The organism is Chryseobacterium sp. GW823-FHT05E08 (genome assembly GCF_058795655.1).
The window spans coordinates 480,850-502,613 of sequence record NZ_JBXAHY010000002.1 but is presented as its reverse complement, the minus strand read 5'-3'; the positions used below and the strand labels follow the sequence as shown (position 1 = coordinate 502,613).

The window sequence follows — 21,764 nt, the reverse complement described above, 5'->3', positions numbered from 1 at the left end:
TTCTTTTTTATGTAAAAAACCGCTACTAAATTGTAGCGGTTTTTTTTAATTAATCTGGCTCAAAGTCACAGACTTTGCGCAGCGGGGCCATTAGAACAATCAGGATGAGAGGTTTTATATACTCTTCCAAATTTATCTGTCCAAACTCGTATTTTAAAATTAATATTTCCTTTTCCATATTGCTCTATAGTATAACTACAGTTTGGTTTAAGTATTAACTTACTAATTGGTTCTTTACTTTTGTATCCAAATAATGAATATCCTTTAGGTATGTTTTCAAAAGAAAATTCATGAGGAGCAGGATTTGTTTTATAATCCCAAACTATAGTTTTCCCCATTTCATAAACACTCCCATCTTTTGTTATAGAATCATTATCAATTGACAAAGAAAGTATTTGTTTATTATTACAATTTATTAATTTTTGCTTATTTATCTGATAAGATAGTTTATATGTATAAGGGTGAGATAATAAATAAAATCCTAAAATTAAGGCTATCAAAAACATAACTGTAGAGCCAAACAAAACAATCAAGATTCTTTTTAACCACCGATTTAAATTATTTTTCTTTTCCATTAGTATTGTGATTTTTATATTTATTTGTTGTATAATCTTTCCACATTTGATCGACTCTTTTTATAATATTATCTTGTGAATTCTTTTTATCTTCAAATAAATTCTTCAATCCATTCTTTTTCCCATAAGTTTTATCAACCCAATTATTGAAATGATTAAATACATTTTCACCCACGTCAGCTTGAGGTTCTTTTGTCGAATAGGAACCATCATGCCAATCTTGGCTACTAAGTATATTTTTTATATACTCTTTTAATGAACCCGCTATATGTCCTATATAACCCGCTTCTAATTGAGGAACATGTCCAACTTCATGAGCATTCCTTTCGAAAAAATCATTAAAAGAACTACCATCTGTAGATGAATGATGTTCTTTTTGACTATAAAAATGGGTAATTTTAGCATCACTTGGAGATGAACCTAAAGTAATTGAAGCACCCGCTGAACCTTGAGTTGAAAAATAAATTCTCGTATTTTCGATATCCTGTTTTTTTACAAAACTCACAAGACTTAATAAATGAACTGCTGCACTAGTAAACTTATATCCCTCCTGTCTCAAATGAGGACTACTAGAATACATACCTGGGGGAACGGTAACATAATTAGCCGTTAATAAAACACTATTATTAGCCTGTTTCCCGTTAGGGTCTATTAAAATTAGAGGTTTCTGATAACAATAAATATAAGGATTATTATTCCCTGAATTATACACTCCTCCATTGTGTTGCCCGTCAATATAAGCTTGATCATTATAGAAAGGATTGTAGTCAGCCAGCGGATCGACACTTAACCAAAGAGAAACTCTTGGATTGTAATATCTCGCTCCGTAATAATAATACCCAGTTTCAGCATCAAGTTCCTTGCCATTAAATTTGTAAGGGCTGTTGTTACTGCTAGCGTTATGATTTTCTACAAATACTTCTCCACTTGGGAAGTATTCTATATTTTGGGTTACTTCTCCATCTGCGCCTGAAATATAGCTACTAGATCCCAAATGATCTGGATGGAACCAATAGATTTCTTTTTCTTTACCTCCTGCATAATTATTTACACAGTTTCCATTATATCCCGCGTTCTGCCCATAATTAGGAGGTGGCGTAATATTATTCTGCTGCATTACTGCCAAACTTTTTTGTGTAGCCGTTTGCAAAATAGTATTAGATAAAGTAACAGGGTTTATAGGCGGCGTACTTCCTGCAAAAGGTATAATTAGCCAATCACAATTGAATACTCCTATATTTTCACTTGTCCCATTTTTAGTTACTATTCTCTGACTTCCTGCATAATAATGTTTTGTGTAGCGAGGTATTGATATACCACCCAAACTATCAAAAGAGAAATTCAAGGTTAATAATCCATTTGGATAAATAGTCGCAGCATGAGATGTTACAATCGGTTGTGGCCATGTGCCTGATTGCTCACCTCTTGTTCTGAATAACATCCCTGAATACAATACATCTTTGATAATTCTTTCTCCACCAGCGTCATAAGTATATATAGCAGCTCCATCAACTTCCGGTGTAGAAGGGTTAGTGTCTACGAAACGTAAACGGTTTTCTTCATCCCACTGATATACTGTTTTCTGTTCATTAAAAGTACATGTTTCTTGCTCAATTGTTAGTGGATTTCCTTTTGCATCATATTTATAATGCTGGAACTTCACTCCCGGATCATCCGGATTACAACATGTAGAAGAAGGCACAATATTAGGTTCATCTACAATTGTTGTAGGTGCATGTGGATGTGATGGGTTTTCATATTTATAATTCAGTCTGTAAGAAGTTGGTTCCATTGCCGTCCAGTTGTTGTTGGTAGCTCCGGTTGTCCATTCATGCTTCTGAGTTTTGCTCATGATATTGTGCATGTTATCATAAGACATCGCAACAGTATAACGGTGACGTTCTTCTTCTGCCTGTGTATTAATACCTCTCCAGTTTCCTGAAGCAGAAGTAAGACGGTACAGATCATCATACCCGAAAGCATAATTAGTTCCTCCTCCTAAAAGACCATTCACCACTGGTGCATTGTTATGAATCTGCATAACATTAGATATAACATCATACTGATACGTATTCTGCATGAAGGATCTGTTTGCATTTTTAGCATACATTTTTAACAGTCTTCTGCGGTTAGTTTCGTACTCGTATGTTGTTTCTGTGTCATTTCCGTTTTTCAGATATACTCTCTGCTCGAATTTATCATAGCCGATAAGGTTTATCATCGGATAAGAGTTTCCATCTTTTACAGAGGCAACATTATTTAAATTACCTGCTTTGTCATATTTGTACGTTAATTTTTCTCCATCCGGATAAGTAATTGTCTTAACACGGTTCCAAGTATCATACTGCCATTCTGTTCCGAACCAATAAACCTGAGCTCCCGGAACTGCCACTGAACGTCTCTGGTAAGTAAGCTCACCCAATCTTCCGTATTTCAGATACTGCGTTCCTGTAGCATCTGTCTGGTACCATAATCTTCCTACCGCATTATTATCCATTGCTGAAGCATCTAATGCATTTCCGTAATAATATTTTACATTATTTTCAGGATATACAGGATATTTAACTTCTTTTATTCTTGAATAATCGTATTTATATTCAACTATTTCATTGGCTGCATTGGTTTTTGAAGTCATATTGCTTGCCTGATCATAATTATAAGTAGTAACCCCACTATCCGGATGCGTATAAGAAGTTCTTCTTCCTAAATCATCATAAACCGATGTTGTAATATTACCGTTCACATCTTTTGCCTGAAGAATTTCTCCGATCGCATCATGTGTAAACTGTGTCTTAATATCTCCGGTATTTGAAACTTCATGAACAGAAGTTGTTCTTCCCTTAATATCGGTATATGTTTTCTTAATACTTCCTAATTCATCTTTGAAAATAGTTTCAAACATATTTCTTCCCTGAACGTCTGTTCCAAATCCATACGTAATAGTTGAGAACAGGTTTTCTCCTGGTAGTTTTGTATAAACAACCCTGTCCATAACATCATATTGATTGATTGTCGGTTCGATGTTATCTACAGCTGCATTATACTGAGTATTAGTAGAACTGATATCTTCTACAGTAGGATAATAGGTTTTTAAAGCTCTTCCGAAAGCATCTTCTTCAACTTTACCTGCTACAATATATTTTAACCCTTGATTATGAATATCTCCGGTTTTCTTCACCTGAATTGCTCCTCCAAAACCATCAGCAACCGTAATGGTGTTGATCGTACTGTTTGCATATTCCGGATCATAATGCTTGGTCACTGCAAAAGACTGTGCATTGGTAGCATTAAGCGGAGCATTGGTAATTGGGCTATATTCAAATTTAATTGTCCAAGGAATGTTGTTAAACAATTCGTATGGTCCTGTAATTTCTGTAGGTCTTGCTTTGGCATCATATGCATACTTCATTGGCTGCAAATTCATATCTTCAGTATATGTTGGTATGCCAAAACGGAAGTCATACTGAGTCTTGCTACTATATCCAAAAGCATCCTGAACTTTTACCGGATACGTTTTTACATAATCATCATACGTGTATTGATGGAAGAACCTTTGATTAGCATAATTTGCAGGTCCTGTAGATTTTGAAATATTTCCGTAGATATCATATTCAAAATCATAAACAGAATAATTGGCACCCTGTTTAAGGATCGTCATTTTTGAAAGATCACCATTAGCATTGTATTCTGCTTTTTTCTCTCTTGTTACACCATTTGCAATATTTTTTACTGATGTAGGCATTATTATATAAGTAGATGCATTAACCAGTGTATAAGCAACTGTACTGTTTAATATTTCAGATACTCCAATATCTGGGTCTCCAGAATCTTCAACTTTTGTTGCATTACCCCATTGGTCATATTCTTTTATTTTCGTGTTGGTGGTTTTCCAACCGGTATCTCCTTCTAAGAAACTAGAGCTTGTATCTGCTATAGCTAAGAAACATGCGTAATTTTGATAATTTTTTTCGTCCTCACCATATTTAACAGTAAAATCAACATTTGTATCTTTTATTTGTTTTAAAGAATAATTACTAACTTTTATCGTCCATGTTTTATTATTAGCATCAAAAAGTCTTTCCGTAAGCAATGCTCCTTTTAAGTAGTAATTATCATTATTAAATCTTTGTATTGTTTTTCTAAAAACTATATTTGAAGACGCTCCTCCTTGTTTAGTATCAATCTGATTAACCGTCAGTTGTTTGAAGCCATAAAAAGTTCTTTCTCTTCTACTATAATAAGGCTCTTCATAGTTTACTGTAACCTTAGAGACATCAGGGCTAAATGCATTATCTCCTGTAAATCCATCATTAGTAATTACGTTTTTCAAGACATATTTACTTTGTGGCATGTCATAAGTATTTCCTATTCTTTCATAAGCAACTTCCCAAGATCCTCCCATTGGAGTGGTTACTTTTTTAAGAAGGTTTGTGGTACCTATTTGGTTAAGACGAACACTAATGTTATCGGCATCATCTGATGTTACAAAATCAGGATAACCGTCTCCGTTCATGTCTTTGAATGTAGCGTCAGATCTTGTGGTTGAGGTTCCTTTAGATACTCCTAAAGTTACGTTCAATTTTAATCCACTTACTCCTGCAATGATAGGAATAGGAATTAAAATAGTTCCCGCTGCATTCCCTCCAACACTAATAGATACATCTTTATGAATATCATTTCCATTTTGAAAGTTTAAGTTTAATGGAGTTGCAGACATTCTATCTCCTAAGTTCAGATATACTGTTGCATTATTTCCTGCATATAATACTTTATCTGCCAACCCATCTCCATTGACATCAACTAATTCCTTTGTAGTTTTACTTGTATTAGAGCTAAAATTAACTCCAAATTCAAAACTTCCTCTAAATAGACTGATTCCTCCTCCAAGTCCAAAACCTGTTCCTATACCTTCAGAAGTAAAATCCGTTCCCCAAGAATCATTTCCTGCGAAACCATTTCCAACATTCAGTTCAAAACTATTTGTATTAAATTTATCCGGAAGACCATCTCCGTTTATATCTAAGAATGTTTGTTTTGAGTTTTCACTTGAAGTCTCTCCATTTACGCTGATAGATAACTTCGTTGCTGCCATTTTACTTTTAGCTGAGCTTTCGATTAATTCTGCATTAAATGATTTATTCTTAGAATTTTTACCTGCTGTCTGTATAAATGCCATTCTGCTTGATTCGCCATGTACAAATGAATATCCTGATGAAATTCCAGTAGAACTAGCTTTAGAGATTGACTGACTTCCAACGTTTAAAGAATTTCCTGATAAAAACCCTACAGGATATGTTATTTTCACATTAGTTTTGCTGAAATCATCCGGAAATCCGTCTCCATTATAATCTAATACATTACGAACAGATTTTGCTTCAGAAAAAATAGTCTGTGACACATTTACACCTGCAAAGCCTGCACTCACTCCTGCTCCTACACTCACACTTTGATTTTTTAACTGAATATTTGGTGCACTCAACTCAGATCCGACAGCCTGACTTAATGAGCGGTTATCAAAATTAGAATCTATATTATGAACTCCCAAACGTGATATATTGATCGTATTTTGAGAGATATAAATAGTTGGGTCAACATCTACCAATCTTCCTTTATCATTATTATTAACATTAGAATTGATTGTTAAGAAATAATTTTTCGCCAATGACCCATCATTATCCATAATACTGACATTACCATTAGGGTCAATTGTAGGATTATTAATTGTAGGGGTTACTCCTGGATCTATTCCATATGCATTATTTAATTTTAGCCTTGTTTCATCTACTTTCATCTCTGCAATAGTGCCTCCGTTGGCAAAATTGCTGTTAATATCATATGCTTCTACAATATTATTTTTAGCTGAATTATTTCCATTTAAAATAAAGCCTCCCCAACCACGGTATAGTATCCCAAATCTGCTATCATATTGATTTGAGCTTAATGCAGATGTAGGAGTTTGTGGTCCTAAAATTGGTTTATGTGGAGGGGAATTTGTAAAGCTCATTATCGTTGTCTCGCTTCCTCCATTTGTAATGTAAATTCTTCCATAATCACTTGATCCAGATGCATGAAAGAAATTCAAGGTATATGTATAAACTCCTGGCTGTAGATCTACAAAGGTATTTTTAGCCAACCCCGCTTGTCCTGATAATGTTGAGTTTGGGAAACTAACACCCGCTCCAGAAGAATTAAGAACTGAAAGTGTAGCCGAAGTAGTAGGAACATAATTTCCTATTTCAAAATATAATCTGGTCGTTTGGCCAATAACAATCGTTCCGTTATTAGATGAAGTACTTACATATTGTTGAGATAAATTATTTGGGTTATTTATATAGTTAAGACCATTATTTATTAAAATGCCATCAATGCTTGTTATATTATTTATAAAATCTCTATCATCACTGCTTACCGTTGTTTCTAAATATATATTTTCATTTAGATCCTGTGATACGATCTTATATGGCACTTCGAAAGTTGGAATTGCTGTCCCGTTGATTACATTATAAACTGTTTTTGTTAATAGTTTATTTTTCGTTTTTGCAGAGATAACAACTTTACCACTTTTTCCATTGAAATTAGGTAGGGATGACGCCTTTACAGAAATATTTTTATCTATATCTGCAGATTGAACTGCATAGGTTACAAAATTTCCTCTATCATTATACATGCTATATTCTACTTGTAAATATGTCTTTTCTCCTGATGAAGTCTCTGTGAATTCAGGAATTAATTTAAATTTCGTCCAATCTATTTGAGTATCTGTATAAACTTTCACAGAAACTTTATCCTCTGGGTTTAAATTAATAGGAGGACCAATAATTGTATTATTATAAGTAGATGTAGAAGATATTGTCATTGGAAACTGAGCATAATCCACACCATTAATCGTCAGGAATACTTTAGCATTATCTGATAATGGAATTGTTTTGTTTAAATATAAATTTAAAGTTCCCGCATTCCCAACAACGTAAGAACTAGTCCCTGAGTTTACAAAATCTTCCTGAGATTTATAGCTTGATAAATCTCTATTATCACTATCTACAGGTGGTACATTTGGTGTAGAATAAATAATTTCAGGATTCCAAGTAATTTGATCTAATGTTCCATCATATTTAGAAGATACTCTGAAATACAGTTTTTCTCCTTTATTAATATTAATTGTTTGATCTGCAAAAGAATGTGAATTATAGTCCCCTGCATTAATATTATTTACTAATGGATCATTATTTTTATATTGAAAAGAAACGACTACACCATCTGCCTTACTACAGTTTTCTTCTGGGCTACATGTTGTCTGCTTCAGTGCAAAAGTATTTTTAACTGTAATAGTGCCAGACTTTGAAGCTACCCATACACGTACAACATCATGCAATGGATTCTGCTCCAACATCATTTTTTTCTCCGTTTTATCCTGATCATCAAATAAAGATATCGAAGGTTGTGTTCCAACAGAAGTAATATTAATAGGATATGGAGTCAAACCACTATTTGGATTAAATGAAGGAACATTTCCGACAAGAATATTAAAGTACACCTTACCGTCTTTCACAAAATCCACCAGCCCATCGTTATTAAAATCCATAAAATAAGATGATGTAGTATTTGTACTATTAGAATAATCGAAACCAAGACTGCCTCCTCCAAAATTAGCATCAATTCCTACTCCCCAAGATGAATTTTTGGATTTACCTATATCTTGTAAATTTCCGACAGTTATTTTAGGTCCAAATGATTGAATTCCATTTGTTGCAGTTGACAAGTTTTTAGAATAGGAAATAACCCCATTATTCTGGTATACTCTATCTGCCAAGTTATCTCCATCGATATCTATCAAAGTAATTTGATTTTCTGATGATGAACTACTGATGGAACCATGCGCCCCTACAGTACCCTTTCTAAAGCTGAATAAAGAGGTGTCGCTTGTGAAAGGAGAGGAAATAGTATATGCTCCTACACTGATCCCAAAATTCGTCCCAGTGGATTTACCTAAACTTCCCGACAACATAGAATATCCTTGAACCAAACTGGAAGAAGAAAGTAATCCAGAAAAACTTGCCGGATCTGGAGCTTTCCAATTTTGTGCTACACCAAACATATTTGCATCATCCGGTGCTTCATTGTATTCTATTTGATTAGTATAAAAATCAACCCCTGAGGCATCTTTCTCCGTAATACTTTTCAGTAAGGATTTTTTGAAAGTTTTTTCATTGTTTATATAGTCAAACTCATAGCTTCTTACATTTTCATCACCATATTTAACTTCTACTTTGGTTAATCTCTTTGATTCTATTTCGAGAAAGCCTAATCTTCCATTAATTTGAACATCTTCTCTCCCAGAAGTTGTTGTAAATAAAACTTTATAATTTTTTACAGTATTCTGTGTATTGTGTAAAGTGTAATTTATTTCAGAAATATGTAACTCTTGTCCCCCATTTCCGGGATTCCCGGTATAGGTAGATTTATCATATGTATATAACACATAATTCCCATTTGTGTCAACCGTTTTATATAATGCCCAATGTCCAATATTTCCATTTGAATCTTTAAGAACAGTATTATTATTTATCCCTGCTTCATCTCCTCCAAAATAAGATTTTGTTCCATCTTTAGAAGTTACAATCCATACATAATCTTTAGGAGATGTTCCTTTTCTTATGATTTTATTATAAGAACCTTCAATTCTTGGATAAAATCGTCTGTCTGTTTGTCTTCCTTTATCAAAACCTTCATTTCTGTTAGGCATTGCAAACACTCCACTGCTTACTTCGAAGGTTAATTGTTCTCCGCCGATAGTATAAAGTTCCGTTTCAGTTGTATTATCATATCTTGGAACTCCCCATCGGGTATCAATTCCTATAGAAGGAACAGACATGTCCCATCCAAGTCCCATCCAACCATTTCCTCCTTCACTACTATAACTTACACCTAAAGAAGGCTGCATTCCTGCTCTACCTGCCGGAAGTTTAATAGGGAAGCTGGTTGTAACACTCCCCATACTGTTAGGAGATGGCGGAGCAATGCTCACAATTCCTTCAGAAGGATTTGCAGCTTTTATATCTTTAATAGAATTGGGCGCATAACTACCTGTTTCTGGAGATTCAGGAACTTTTAAAACCCCATTTACCATATCCGTAAAGTGAGTTGTTTTTGACACCAATACTTTTTGCTGTAGATTGACACTGTCTTTGTCTAAAGCAATCCATTTTTTTTCTGTTTTATCAAAATAAAATGTTTTAATATCCTGTTCTGTATATCCACTTGGAATTTTACTTTTATCGTATCCTAAAGACACTTTTGCCGGAACTGAAAAATGCTCCCCATGAGGTAGAAAACGATATCCTGAATTTTCAGAGGTTACGTTTACCATTTCCGGAGTAAGCGCAGGCATATCTATATCCCTAAGGGCAGTAATAGAAAAATTTTCTGAGCTTTTAAGAGTTCCTTTAGTAATATTTAATTCAGCAGATCCTAGATTAAGTTTTTCTGAGTTGCTTATATTACTTACAAATTTTGAAACAGATAAAGCATTATAATTTACATTCGCTATATTTTCAAAATTTTGCTTTTTATTGGAAATACCTACTCTAAGGTTTTTCACTTTATAGCTATACCCTGAAAGATATGGTAACGTAAAGATTATAGTATTTTTTCCCTGCTTGATAGATTTTTCTGTAATAGGTTCCGACTGATGTGTCCAAGTATTATTTTTTTGAACATTCTTTCCTCCAGTCGCTAAATCGTCATTGATGACTTTACTTACTTCTTTATAAGTGTCAACTCCATACAAATCATATTCTAATGTATATTGATAAGCAGGATTTATTTTTTCATCAATTAAAATATTAAAAACATTATCATAAATCTGATCAATTGGATGTTCCAAACTGGTTCCAATGATACCTTCCTTAATATCAGAAGTATAATATCTTTTTTCACTTAATCCTAAAGATTTATTATGATCAATTTTATTTAAAGGTGACGAAACAAGAATTTTATTACTAATTTCCGTGTTATTTTTGGCTGCCTTTTTAGCAGAAATATCATCAGAAGTTCCTGCTTTATTTTGGTTTTCCTTATTATCAGAAGTTTCTTTATGTAAATTTTCTTTTGAATCAGAACCAACTTCCATTATTGGAATTACATTTTCCTGCTTATTCAGATAATATGAATTTGCATAAGCATGAACCTGAGACCAACAAGTAAAAAATATGATTGAATTAAGGAGCTTTGTGTTTTTTCTTAAAACGCTCAATAAAGATCTTTTCATTCGTTTTATATGTGTGTGTTTTTATACTAGAGACACTCTTGATTTAAAATTAGAATGTTTCAAGTATGGATATTAATTTTTTACAATTAGTTTGAATACCTTGATTTCAGACGAAGTTTTTACAATAATTAAATACACTCCTTCGACTGGTAAAGTATCCTGTATTTCATAATAATCTTTGCCCTTATCCTGAATGGTTTTTATCAATCTTCCAGAGGCGTCATGTATTTTTATATCTACAGTTTCTTTCTTATCTGAAATAATTCTTATTGTAAAAGGGTGCCCTTTTGGCACCGGATTAGGATAAATTACTATTCCGTTTTCTCTCTTTCTTGTAACTTTTACTGTATCTTTTTTAATACAGTTATCTGATGTTTTTACGGTTACAGTATATTCTCCCGGTTCATAAACATTAATATTTGGAGAGTTACTGGTAAATCCATTATCAGAAGTCCAGGTATATGTTGCATTTGGATCTGTAATTTGTGTTGATGCATCAAACTGAGCAGAATTACCAGAAGAAATTGCTACATCCGGACCAAGATCTAAATTAATAGAGCTGAAATCATTCACCGTAAAGTCATAAGAAGTAACATTATTATTAGCATCAGTAATATTAAGGTGATAGTTACCTATTGCTAAATTCGGGAATGAAACCTGTGATGTCTGAACACTTATGTTTTGTGATGTTCCATTACCTGTAAGAGCAACATTGAATGGTGCTTTTCCTCCTTTAATATTTAAATTAAGCGTTCCACTTGTAACAGTACATGTAGGTTGGGTAATCTGATAAATTGATAAAATTTGATTCCCTAAAGCAAAAGAAAAAACATCAGTTCCTGATAGATCCTGATCGAAAACTACATCCTTAAAATGAACTCCCTGATCATTATCAACATAATCCATTGGGTATGCATCAATATTAGATGAATTAAAATTCCCTTGTCCTGTTCTGTCAACCAAAAGCCAAAGTTTTTTATCTGCCGGAATTTGCGCAATAATATTTTTAATGGAAAAGACTACCTCTGTAGGAATTGTTTGAGAGTTTTCAGTAGTAAATCTTGCCTTCCATTTTCTTTTTAACAATCTATATCCGAAGGTTTCAGCATCCAATTCTAATGGTTTTTTATTATCTCCCCAAATCAAAAAAGTTTGATCCGGAAACTGTGCATCATTTGATCTATTATCAACAGCCAATTTTTTTGCAGCAATAACCAACCTTTTTTGTTCTGACGAACTTGTAGCCTGTTTTTGATAAAGATCAGAATACCCATCCCTTGCTATACCTGTGATGTTTGCAGGATAATCATTAAAATCATCTTGTCTCCATATTTTTTTATTTTTAGAGCTCAGATATTCTGTATAAGGCATTGTAATTGCATATTTTACTGCCAAATAAGTATTTACTCTATTTCTTTCATTAAGAGTAAGAATTTTTCTATATGTAAAAAACTCAGGTAGCTTTCCTTTAAAGCTTTGCCATTGATGGTTCCCTGCATCTTTTCCTATAAACATTGATGAAAGACCTGTCTTACCAATTACCTTCGTAATTTTAGTTGATGGATTTCCAAATTTAGAATATAAACTAAAAGAAGCTAACGTATCAATTGTGCTGGTATTGATATAATTAATTTGGTCATTATTATATCTAAAAATATTTTTAGTGCTATAAAATAACTCTTTCTCATCTGTATTGTCTGTAGTAAACAAAGCAGATTCCTGCGTTGAATTCTTATTTTGATAAGCGGTAAAGAAGTTTATTTTATCAATCGTTTCTATTACAAATGGAAACTTCAAAAAATCGTCTGTCCCATCAAAATTTAAACATTCATTATAATTCAGTAACGAATAGTTAGGTTTATTAGCGCTTGTTAAGGCTTGAATTTGATGCTGATTACCACTATAATCCCGATACAGCAAAGCCGGAGTCTGAAGTGAGTTGGTTTTATACCAAACACTTAAACCTCCAACTCCACCAGGTGATTGGGCATTTAAAATACAAATGAGCAAAACACTGAGGAGTGTAAATATTTTTTTCATGTATTATTTGTGTTTTATTTTATGATTAGCTTTTTTGTTTCCTTATATTCTGAAGTTTCTATTGAAACCATATACACTCCCGGAGAATAAGCCCTTGTATCTACAGTTTTCACAAATTCACCTTTAGGAAATTTGGTTGAACTTTGTTCTGTTGATAAAAGTTTTCCTGATGCATCATATATCGAAATCTTTATGGAAGATTCATTTTGCAGATAAAATTTAATATTAACTTCTTCTTTCGCTGGATTTGGAAATAATGTAAAATGTCCAAGTGATGATCCAGTTGATCCGGTAATAACCTCTGCTCCTACTCTTTGCTGTGCTTTATATTTTAAGGCCGAAATCAAATCAAAGCATGGCGTAATGAAAGCATGAAAACCAACACCTTGCTGAGCATGAAAACCTGGAAGTAAAACAATATCTCTTGAAGCTATGTATTCAACATTCTGTACTGGAGCAATAACTTTATTGCTTGCCACAATTTGTTTAGCCAAAATCGTCTGACTTGTAGAAATATCATCTGTTGGACTTACTAATGTTGTAAGATCTTCTTTATAACAAAAGTCAACGTTTGAAACCACTATTGAAAAGGTTTGATTCCCACTTGGTAACAACGGAGTAGTATTTGTCTTTGGAGAAACAATTATTTTATATGTTACTTTTTCAGGATTTTTAATATCAACTCTTTCTATAGTATCTACATTGTTTGTAGATGTATTGGTTGCTGCTCCTGTCAGATTGCTCATTCCCCCTAATTTCCATGGATAGTAAGTACTTTCCGTCCCGTTAGAATTTATTTTTACTATTTTTAAATCTAAATCATTAATTACATTAGGATTATTAAGATCTACGACATTGCTTATTAAATTTCCCTGTGGATCCGTCCATGAAATAGTAGCAGATAATGGCTGACTGGTTTCATAAGGAACAACATATAAAGTATATTTATTTCCTTGGTTTAAATTAACCTCTTTAATTAAAGTAGATTTTTTTTCACCATTAATTGTTCCTTCAATATTATTATAGATTGCTTCAGAAGCTCTTTTTGCATCTGCCAATCCCCATCCATAAATATAATCTGGTCCTTCTGTTCCTTTATCATTAGCAGTATGAGCCAATAAAGCTCTCACCGTTGATGAAAGCATATAACTCTGTGTTGGACTTACAGATTTATAGTATTGTTGAAGTAAAGTTATAATACCAGAAACAACAGCTGTCGCCGAAGAAGTCCCTCTATAGGTACCATAAGCAGCATCGTAAGTTTCAATAGATGAATAAATATTTTCTCCAGGTGCACAAATGTCAGGTTTTATCCTACCGTCATCTGTTGGTCCGTAACTGCTGAAAGACGAAACATCAAAAGCTTCATCCGAATTCATATTAGTATTTTTCTTTGCTGAAGCAACTACCAGAACGTTTTTAGCAATTCCCGCGCCTTCCAGAAGGTCATATCCGTTTTTAGCTGAAACCTGAGGAACAATACTTGGATCAATTTCTCTAGAATTTCCTGCCGCTTTTACAATTTGGAGATACGGTTTTAAGTACATCAAATTATCCCAAGACTGCGCCGTTACATTATATTTACCAAACTGATACGTTTGAAGATACATCGGATCAAAACCATAACTGTTATTGGCTACTAATATTCCATTTGAACCATTGTATGCTTCCGAAAGCATTTCCGAAACATCATTCACCCAATCATAGGCATTGATTTTTGCTTCATAGGCGATGCCTTTGGCTTCTGCATCTCCATTATTTCCAGCGAGTGTTCCTGCTATACTGGTACTGTGACGGGAAATTGTTTGGTTTTGTAAATTATCATAGCTGTTTATTTTTCCAGTTAATAATTCATGAGTAGTTCTGGGTTTTGAATAGTCCCATTGACCAATAATCATATTTTGTCCGGCAATATTTAATCCGGCAACTCCACCAGGGTATAAATTATCAGCTTTGGTCATTTTAGCTGCACCAGCATTTAGAGTTGTATAATAAAGTGGTTTTCCATTTTCATCAGCACCAACAAGTTGTTTTTCATTCCCGTTTACGAAAATAAATTCTTTGTTTCCTAAGCCTTTAAGCCTTAAAACTTCTTCTTTTTGTTGATTTTGATATTGATCTATTTTATTTTGAAAGGCATGTATTTCGCTTTCTCGTGGTTTTTCATTTAATACATCTTTAGTTTGCCCATTTGATGAAAAAAAGAATAGCACAGCAATCCCCAATAATGATTTATTATAGATTTTCTGCATTCGAATAATTTTAATGATTGTGTTTATTAAAAAAGCAAGAATCATTTTAACAATATGATTACATATTCTTATCATTAAAATGAATTGAGTAAAAGAGAAAAAACGATGCTTTTCTCATTCTTAATAGGATCTATTTCTGGTTATTATATTTTTTATTGAGTTCTTTATTTTCTTCTTCTAATTTTTTAACATCTTTATTGAGCTGTATTACATACAAAGTAAGTTCCTCAATTTTTTGTAAAAGTTTAATTTGAAATTCTCCGACATTTACTCCTTCTTTTTCCATTTGACTTGCCGAAGCAACTTCTGGTAAATGTTTTTTCTCTTGTAAATGTTTTTCAACATCTTCAAGTTTAGGAAGATTATAGTCTTTTTCAAATACAAAGTCAGCTGTAGGAGTTAGAGTTACTTTCAATTCTTTAGCTTCTAGTTTTCCTTTCAGTGCGGCATTACCTCCTCTTGTTATAATAAATTGATTTGCCCCAGCATAATCTCCTGTAGTTATTACAAAAGTATCAGCATGTACATTGCCAAAAAACCAATTATTTGTCCCGTCCACTAATCTAGTCTGTATTCCCTGTATATAACCTCCAACATCTGTATTTCTATCCAGATAAACCATAGGAGAATAATCAAAAATCTTGTGATTATAAGATTTTAAATCACCTAATATATCTAATTTTGCTTCTGGATTAGTTGTTCCTATTCCTACACTCCCGTCTACAAACATTTGTCCATCATGCCTTAGAGAAAAAGTTACATCTTCAGTTCCTGTTCCAAATATGCTATTTTTCATAAAGTACCTATCTGGATTTCTCAAATGATTACTCCTTAACAGAAATTGATTTGAACCTGCTGGTCCAACTTCATTTACTGTAAGTTTTGATTCAGGATCTGGTGTACCTATTCCTACATTTCCGTTATTTAATAGTTGAATCCCTAGCCCTGCAGAGGTTTGAAGTCTTATCCCGCCATACCAATTAATATCCAATCCATCAGAAGTGGAAGCAGGATAATGACTCAAATAATAATGTGTAGGATCAGAATTTCCATATAGCTTATCAAAAGGAATGTTCTGAGAAAATAGAGACTTAAAAATAATTAAGCCAAAAATTGATAATGTTTTTTTCATAAATGTTTTTTTAATTTGTAATCTTTATTTTTATCCAATGTTAAACCGGAATTTGATTTTATTAATCAAAACTCCACCTTTTAGGTAAATATCAGATTCATATCCACAAATATTTATAAATAATTGGATATGATTTTTAAAAGTCGAGTAAAAATGTAGTTAATTCTCAGTATTGAGAAATAGACGGATCTATATTATAAATTGCGTGTGTTTTTTTCATCGTGTTTGTGTTGTAAATTTGTGTTTTTAATAAGTCAATGCAAATATATCTAAATTTTCTTTTCAGGATATTTTTTTTCGAAAAATCATTATTCACTACATAACACCCTGAAAACATTCAAATTAATCACAAATGAAAATTAAATTAATTTTTTAAACAAAAAAACCACTACAAAAGCAGTGGTTTCACAATATTTCAAAATTAAATAAAATTTAATCGTTTTGATTATTTCCTAAAAAAGCATCCCAACCTTGCGCGGTAAGAGAAACCAATTGATTAGAACCTCTCGCGACCATGAAATTACCTTCTTGTTTATCAACAGCATGCCCGATGATCGTAAAATCCGGATGGTTTTTCATTTTTTCAAAATCATTTGGTGAAATGGTAAACAATAATTCATAATCTTCACCTCCGCTTAGAGCAGCCATTACAGGATTTAAATTAAATTCATCTGCCGTCGTAATCGTCAAATTATCCATTGGAACTTTCTCCTCATACAATCTGAAACCAACGTTTGATTGGTCAGAAAGATGAAGAATTTCAGAAGCCAAACCATCAGAAATATCAATCATAGAAGTTGGCTTAATATCCAATCCTTCTAAAATACCTTTAACGTCTGTTCTTGCTTCAGGTTTCAATTGTCTTTCCAAAATATAATCAAATCCTTCCATTTCAGGTTGCATATTTGGGTCAGCAAGGAACACAGCATGTTCTCTTTCTAAAATCTGAAGTCCCATATAAGCACCTCCTAAATCTCCACTTACAACAAGAAGATCATTTGGTTTTGCAGTACTTCTTTTTACGATGTTTTCTTCATCTTCAATTCCGACAGCCGTAATACTCATAACCAAACCTGCGTTTGAGCTTGTTGTATCTCCACCGATCAAATCGACTTTATATCGAGTACAAGCTGCCTGAATTCCAGAATAAATTTCTTCCAAAGCTTCTACCGGAAAACGGTTTGAAACCGCCAATGAAACCAAGATTTGTGTCGGAGTAGCGTTCATTGCTGCAACATCACTAAGATTTACAACAACCGCTTTATATCCCAAATGCTTCAACGGCACATATCCTAAATTGAAATGCACTCCTTCTGCCAAAACATCTGTGGTAAGAACAACTTTTTTATTTCCAGGATTAATGATTGCCGCGTCATCTCCCACTCCAAGCACCGAAGACTCGTTGGATAAAGGAAAATGTTCTGTTAAATGCTTTATCAACCCAAATTCTCCTAGTTTAGAGATCGGCGTTAATTCTGGTTCTTTATCTTCAAACATATTTTAATTTATAAGTGATGATTGATAAATGATAAATGATTTTGAAGACGTTTTATTATATCAACTATCATTTATCTCTTATCAATTATTAGTTAAGTTTCGTAGGATCAATATTTTCCGGACGGAAAGGTAATTTCTTAAAATCTTCTCTCGTTAAAATTATTGTATCCGGTGTTTTATATTTGTTCATTGCTTCCATGACATCATCCGGTGGCGTTGTCATTTTTCTCAACATGGTATCAATCCAAACTCCTGTCGCTTCTGCAGTTGCACAGTGCGAACCATCTGGAAGATAAAATTTGTGTACAAAACGATAAATAGAAGAATCTTCTGCACAACCATCGATTTCCAGACTTACGATAACGACTTGGTCAGCAAATATTTCTTTAAAAAAAGAAAATCTTTCGTGCATGATTACAGGACCAATTCCCCATCGGCTCATTTGAGTAACACCCATTTTTTCCTGCTTCATAAAAGCCATTCTGGTTTGTGCGCAAAATTGCACATATGATGAGTTTGCTAAATGTTTGTTGGCATCAAGATCACTCCAACGAACTTCGAATTTATGGTAAAATATCATTTAGAAATCTGTTTTAGAATAATTAAAATTATAATCTTCAAAATTACTCAAATAAGATGGTTTATAAAAATTGTAGTTTTGTAAAAATAATCTTGAGCATAAGATTAATAGAATTATGAAGCAAATTATCATTATTGGAGGCGGTGCAGCCGGTTTTTTCTGTGCATCGAATCTTGACGAAACAAAATACAACATTACGATTCTTGAGCAAAACTCAGATGTCCTTCAGAAAGTTAAGATTTCCGGAGGTGGAAGATGTAATGTAACTCACGCATGCTTTGATCCCAAAGAATTAGTTCAGTTCTACCCCCGCGGAAATAAGGAATTATTAAGTGTTTTCACCAAATTTCAGCCGGGAGATACGATGGATTGGTTTGATCAACGAAAAGTTCCGTTGAAAATTGAAAATGATAACAGGGTTTTTCCCGAAAGTAATTCTTCACAGACCATTATTAATACTTTATTGAATGAAATTCAGCACAAAAATGTTGAAGTAAAAACAAAATGCTCTGTAAAAGAAATTGAAAAACTGGACGAGAAATATATCGTTAAAACAAGTTTAGGCGATTTTGAAGCCGATTTTGTGATTTATACAACCGGAAGTTCGCCAAAATCATTGAAAATCATTGAAAATTTAGGCCATAAAATCATCGATTTAGTTCCATCACTTTTTACATTCAATATTAAGAATGATTTATTAAAAGAATTGCCGGGAACAAGTTTTGAAAATGCGGAAATCTCAATTCCAAAATTAAAAACAGAGGAAAGCGGACCATTATTGATTACCCATTGGGGACTTTCTGGACCCGCTATTTTAAAAATATCGGCTTGGGAGGCTTTAAGTTTAGCGAAGGTTAAATATAATTTTGAAATTGAAGTTAATTTTATTTCAAAAGATATTGATGATGCAGAAGAATTATTTCAAAACTTCAAACAATCTAATCCAAAAAAGACGATTGGATTGGCAAAAATATTTGATATTACGAATAGATTCTGGCAAAAAGTTTTAGAGGTTTCAAAAATAGACCTAAACAAACAAGTTGCACAGATTTCGGGAAAAGAAATGCAGTTGATTCTTGAAAATTTATGCAAAAAGAAATTGCAGGTTACAGGAAAATCAACTTTTAAAGATGAATTTGTAACCGCAGGAGGGGTAGATTTAAAAGAAGTTAATTTTAAAAATATGTCCTCCAAAATTTTGCCTAATTTTTATGTTGCCGGAGAAGTTTTAAATATTGATGCGGTGACGGGAGGTTTTAACTTTCAGGCTTGTTGGAGTGAGGCTTGGCTGATTGCGCAGGATTTGAATTTGAAATAGCTTAATCTAAACACAAATGACACTAATAATTTCACAAATAGCACAATTTATCTTGTGAATATTAGTGGGAAAATTTGTGATATTAGTGTTTAAAAAAATATAAAATGCTTTTAGTCAAAAAAAACATTTCGAATCTTTTTAAAATCCTTTTAATCATCGGGTTCGGATATTTCTTTTGGCTGATGCTGAAAATTACGTTAGAATATATTCCATTAAAAACAGAGGTCAGCTTTTTAATGATAAAACAAACTGAAGTTACCTACAGACCGGAATATCTGTGGTTTTTCTACACGCATGTTTACACGAGTATTTTTGTTTTACTTTCAGGGTTTTTAGCTATTCTTAGGAAAGATTTTGGATTGAAAAATTTCCATAAAAATTCGGGAAAGATATATATTTTTCTATTATTGATCTTTTCTGCTCCGTCGGGAATTTACATGGGATTTTTCGCTAACGGAGATATTTTTTCTAAAATTTCGTTTGTTATTTTGGGAAGTTTGTGGTGGTTTACGACTTTCAAGGCTTATCAATTTGCCCGACAGGAAAAATTTAAACAACATAAACAGTGGATGTGGAGAAGCTTCGCATTAACGCTTTCTGCTGTCACTTTAAGAATGTGGAAGGTTATTATTGTATATTTATTCCACCCCAATCCGATGGATGTCTATGAGATTATTGCATGGATGGGATGGGTTCCGAATATCCTTTTAATTGAATATTTAATTACAAAAAAACATATATGAAAACTTTAAAATTAACATTAATCTCCTTATTTACAGTCAGTTTAATTGCCTGCAAAAAGGATGGAAAAGAAACCCAATCATCAAAAGATTCTCTTGTTGCAAAGAAAGATTCTGTGGTTGTTCCTGAGGTTCATCAAGAACTGTATGGAATTTACATGGGCGATTTTGCAGGAAAGGAAATGATTACTTCTGAAGATGGAGAGGAATATGAGGGAGAAGTTTATAAAAAGCTTGCTTTAAAGATCAACAGAATTACAAAAGACAGTGTTTACGGACAAAGTATTGTGAATGGAAATCAACGTCCGTTCCGTGGGATTTTTAATGAAAGTTCAAAATCATTTACGCTTGATGAACCCGGAAATGATAAAACTGATGGCAGATTTGAAGTAAAATTAACTGGTGACAGTTTAACTGGAAAATGGTCTGTATTTAATAAAAAAGCGGTAAAATCACCTCTAAAAACACTAAAACTAACCAAAAAGCAGTTTGTTTATAATCCGAATTTTATGCTGGATGAAGATTCCAACTTAGTCGATTGGGAAAATCCGAAAGATTTTGTTGAAAAATACACCGATGAAGAAACCGGGAAAACAGAAAAATACACAACTCAAAAAAACAGAGTTGCTTCGGATGCCGTTTTTAAATTAAATGCTTCAAAACAAAAACTGTCAGAAAAAGATCTTAAAAACTTAAGAAAACTGGATCTTGAAATCATCAAAAATTCGGTTTTTGCAAGACACGGATATGCTTTCAAAAAACAGACCTACAGAAACTTTTTTGAACAGACAGATTGGTATATTCCGGTTTCTAATAATGTAGATAATGATCTTTCTCCGATGGAAAAAGAGAACGTTGCTTTGTTGAATCGCTTTGTAAAATATGCGGAAGATAAATATGATTCTTTCGGAAGATAATTGATCTTAACTCACTTTTTGTAAGCTTCTTGATTCTTCAAATTTTACAAAAAGAAAAAGGATCAAACAACCTGCAACATAACATAAAATATCGATCCAGGAAAAAGAATTTCCGATCACAATATACATCAGGCTTCCTTGTTGGAAGCCTAGTTTTTCTGCAATATTGAAAGATTGAGCAAACTCGACCAAACAAGAAAAAGCCAGAATTCCCAGAATTAATTTTTGATTATTAATGACAAAAAAACTTTTAACGAAAGTATATAGAAGAATCACCACAATAACGTCTCCCAAATAGGCTCTTACGAAGAAAATGTCTTTTAATTTTGTGGCAATTAAAACCTCAACCAAGAAAATTACTATTGTTGCAACGAAATATTTTAAGCTGAATTTGAATTTCATATTTATGTTTTGGCTAATTTTATTATTAAAAAAACGGGCTAAAG

11 protein-coding genes are annotated in these 21,764 nt (G+C 32.9%); 3 read left to right on the top strand and 8 right to left on the bottom strand.

Features of this window, described 5'->3' with window-relative positions:
- Positions 1–65: 65 nt before the first annotated feature.
- From AC1Q7L_RS08265 to AC1Q7L_RS08235, 7 genes are all read right to left on the bottom strand, one after another.
- Complete coding sequence (locus AC1Q7L_RS08265; protein WP_492305036.1) at positions 66–575, bottom strand: hypothetical protein; 510 nt, start codon at positions 573–575, stop codon at positions 66–68.
- Complete coding sequence (locus AC1Q7L_RS08260) at positions 559–10,842, bottom strand: SpvB/TcaC N-terminal domain-containing protein (RefSeq protein WP_492305035.1); 10,284 nt, start codon at positions 10,840–10,842, stop codon at positions 559–561. Before AC1Q7L_RS08260 ends, AC1Q7L_RS08265 begins: the two co-directional genes overlap by 17 nt.
- A 72-nt stretch (positions 10,843–10,914) precedes the next feature.
- Complete coding sequence (locus AC1Q7L_RS08255; RefSeq protein ID WP_492305034.1) at positions 10,915–12,882, bottom strand: DUF8202 domain-containing protein; 1,968 nt, start codon at positions 12,880–12,882, stop codon at positions 10,915–10,917.
- 14 nt (positions 12,883–12,896) lie between these two features.
- Positions 12,897–15,134: a S8 family serine peptidase gene (locus AC1Q7L_RS08250; protein ID WP_492305033.1), complete on the bottom strand. Its 2,238-nt coding sequence runs from the start codon at positions 15,132–15,134 to the stop codon at positions 12,897–12,899.
- Between the two features lie 130 nt (positions 15,135–15,264).
- Positions 15,265–16,266, bottom strand: coding sequence for a hypothetical protein (locus tag AC1Q7L_RS08245; RefSeq protein ID WP_492305032.1), 1,002 nt, complete (start codon positions 16,264–16,266; stop codon positions 15,265–15,267).
- Positions 16,267–16,698: 432 nt separating this feature from the next.
- The gene (gene thiL, locus AC1Q7L_RS08240) at positions 16,699–17,763 is read right to left on the bottom strand and encodes a thiamine-phosphate kinase (protein WP_492305031.1); all 1,065 of its coding nucleotides are present in this window, start codon (positions 17,761–17,763) and stop codon (positions 16,699–16,701) included.
- An 88-nt stretch (positions 17,764–17,851) separates the two neighbouring features.
- Positions 17,852–18,343, bottom strand: coding sequence for an acyl-CoA thioesterase (locus AC1Q7L_RS08235; RefSeq protein WP_410691699.1), 492 nt, complete (start codon positions 18,341–18,343; stop codon positions 17,852–17,854).
- Between the two features lie 115 nt (positions 18,344–18,458).
- Between AC1Q7L_RS08235 and AC1Q7L_RS08230 the strand changes: the two genes are divergently transcribed.
- The 3 genes from AC1Q7L_RS08230 (at position 18,459) to AC1Q7L_RS08220 (ending at position 21,318) form a co-directional block, all read left to right on the top strand.
- Positions 18,459–19,661, top strand: a complete 1,203-nt coding sequence (locus tag AC1Q7L_RS08230) for a BaiN/RdsA family NAD(P)/FAD-dependent oxidoreductase (RefSeq protein WP_492305030.1) — start codon at positions 18,459–18,461, stop codon at positions 19,659–19,661.
- Between the two features lie 104 nt (positions 19,662–19,765).
- Positions 19,766–20,404 (top strand): DUF2306 domain-containing protein, encoded by a 639-nt coding sequence (locus AC1Q7L_RS08225; RefSeq protein ID WP_492305029.1) that lies wholly within the window; start codon positions 19,766–19,768, stop codon positions 20,402–20,404.
- Entirely contained in the window at positions 20,401–21,318 is a 918-nt protein-coding gene (locus AC1Q7L_RS08220) for a YARHG domain-containing protein (RefSeq protein WP_492305028.1), read from the top strand. Before AC1Q7L_RS08225 ends, AC1Q7L_RS08220 begins: the two co-directional genes overlap by 4 nt.
- 6 nt (positions 21,319–21,324) lie before the next feature.
- On the opposite strand, the gene AC1Q7L_RS08215 is transcribed toward AC1Q7L_RS08220, so the two are convergent.
- Complete coding sequence (locus tag AC1Q7L_RS08215; RefSeq protein ID WP_492305027.1) at positions 21,325–21,720, bottom strand: ribosomal maturation YjgA family protein; 396 nt, start codon at positions 21,718–21,720, stop codon at positions 21,325–21,327.
- Positions 21,721–21,764 lie beyond the last annotated feature (44 nt).

Coding starts and splice junctions, on each gene's coding strand:
- AC1Q7L_RS08265 (WP_492305036.1), bottom strand. CDS start 575: ATGGAAAAGAAAAATAATTTAAATCGGTGGTTAAAAAGAATCTTGATT.
- AC1Q7L_RS08260 (WP_492305035.1), bottom strand. CDS start 10,842: ATGAAAAGATCTTTATTGAGCGTTTTAAGAAAAAACACAAAGCTCCTT.
- AC1Q7L_RS08255 (WP_492305034.1), bottom strand. CDS start 12,882: ATGAAAAAAATATTTACACTCCTCAGTGTTTTGCTCATTTGTATTTTA.
- AC1Q7L_RS08250 (WP_492305033.1), bottom strand. CDS start 15,134: ATGCAGAAAATCTATAATAAATCATTATTGGGGATTGCTGTGCTATTC.
- AC1Q7L_RS08245 (WP_492305032.1), bottom strand. CDS start 16,266: ATGAAAAAAACATTATCAATTTTTGGCTTAATTATTTTTAAGTCTCTA.
- thiL (WP_492305031.1), bottom strand. CDS start 17,763: ATGTTTGAAGATAAAGAACCAGAATTAACGCCGATCTCTAAACTAGGA.
- AC1Q7L_RS08235 (WP_410691699.1), bottom strand. CDS start 18,343: ATGATATTTTACCATAAATTCGAAGTTCGTTGGAGTGATCTTGATGCC.
- AC1Q7L_RS08230 (WP_492305030.1), top strand. CDS start 18,459: ATGAAGCAAATTATCATTATTGGAGGCGGTGCAGCCGGTTTTTTCTGT.
- AC1Q7L_RS08225 (WP_492305029.1), top strand. CDS start 19,766: ATGCTTTTAGTCAAAAAAAACATTTCGAATCTTTTTAAAATCCTTTTA.
- AC1Q7L_RS08220 (WP_492305028.1), top strand. CDS start 20,401: ATGAAAACTTTAAAATTAACATTAATCTCCTTATTTACAGTCAGTTTA.
- AC1Q7L_RS08215 (WP_492305027.1), bottom strand. CDS start 21,720: ATGAAATTCAAATTCAGCTTAAAATATTTCGTTGCAACAATAGTAATT.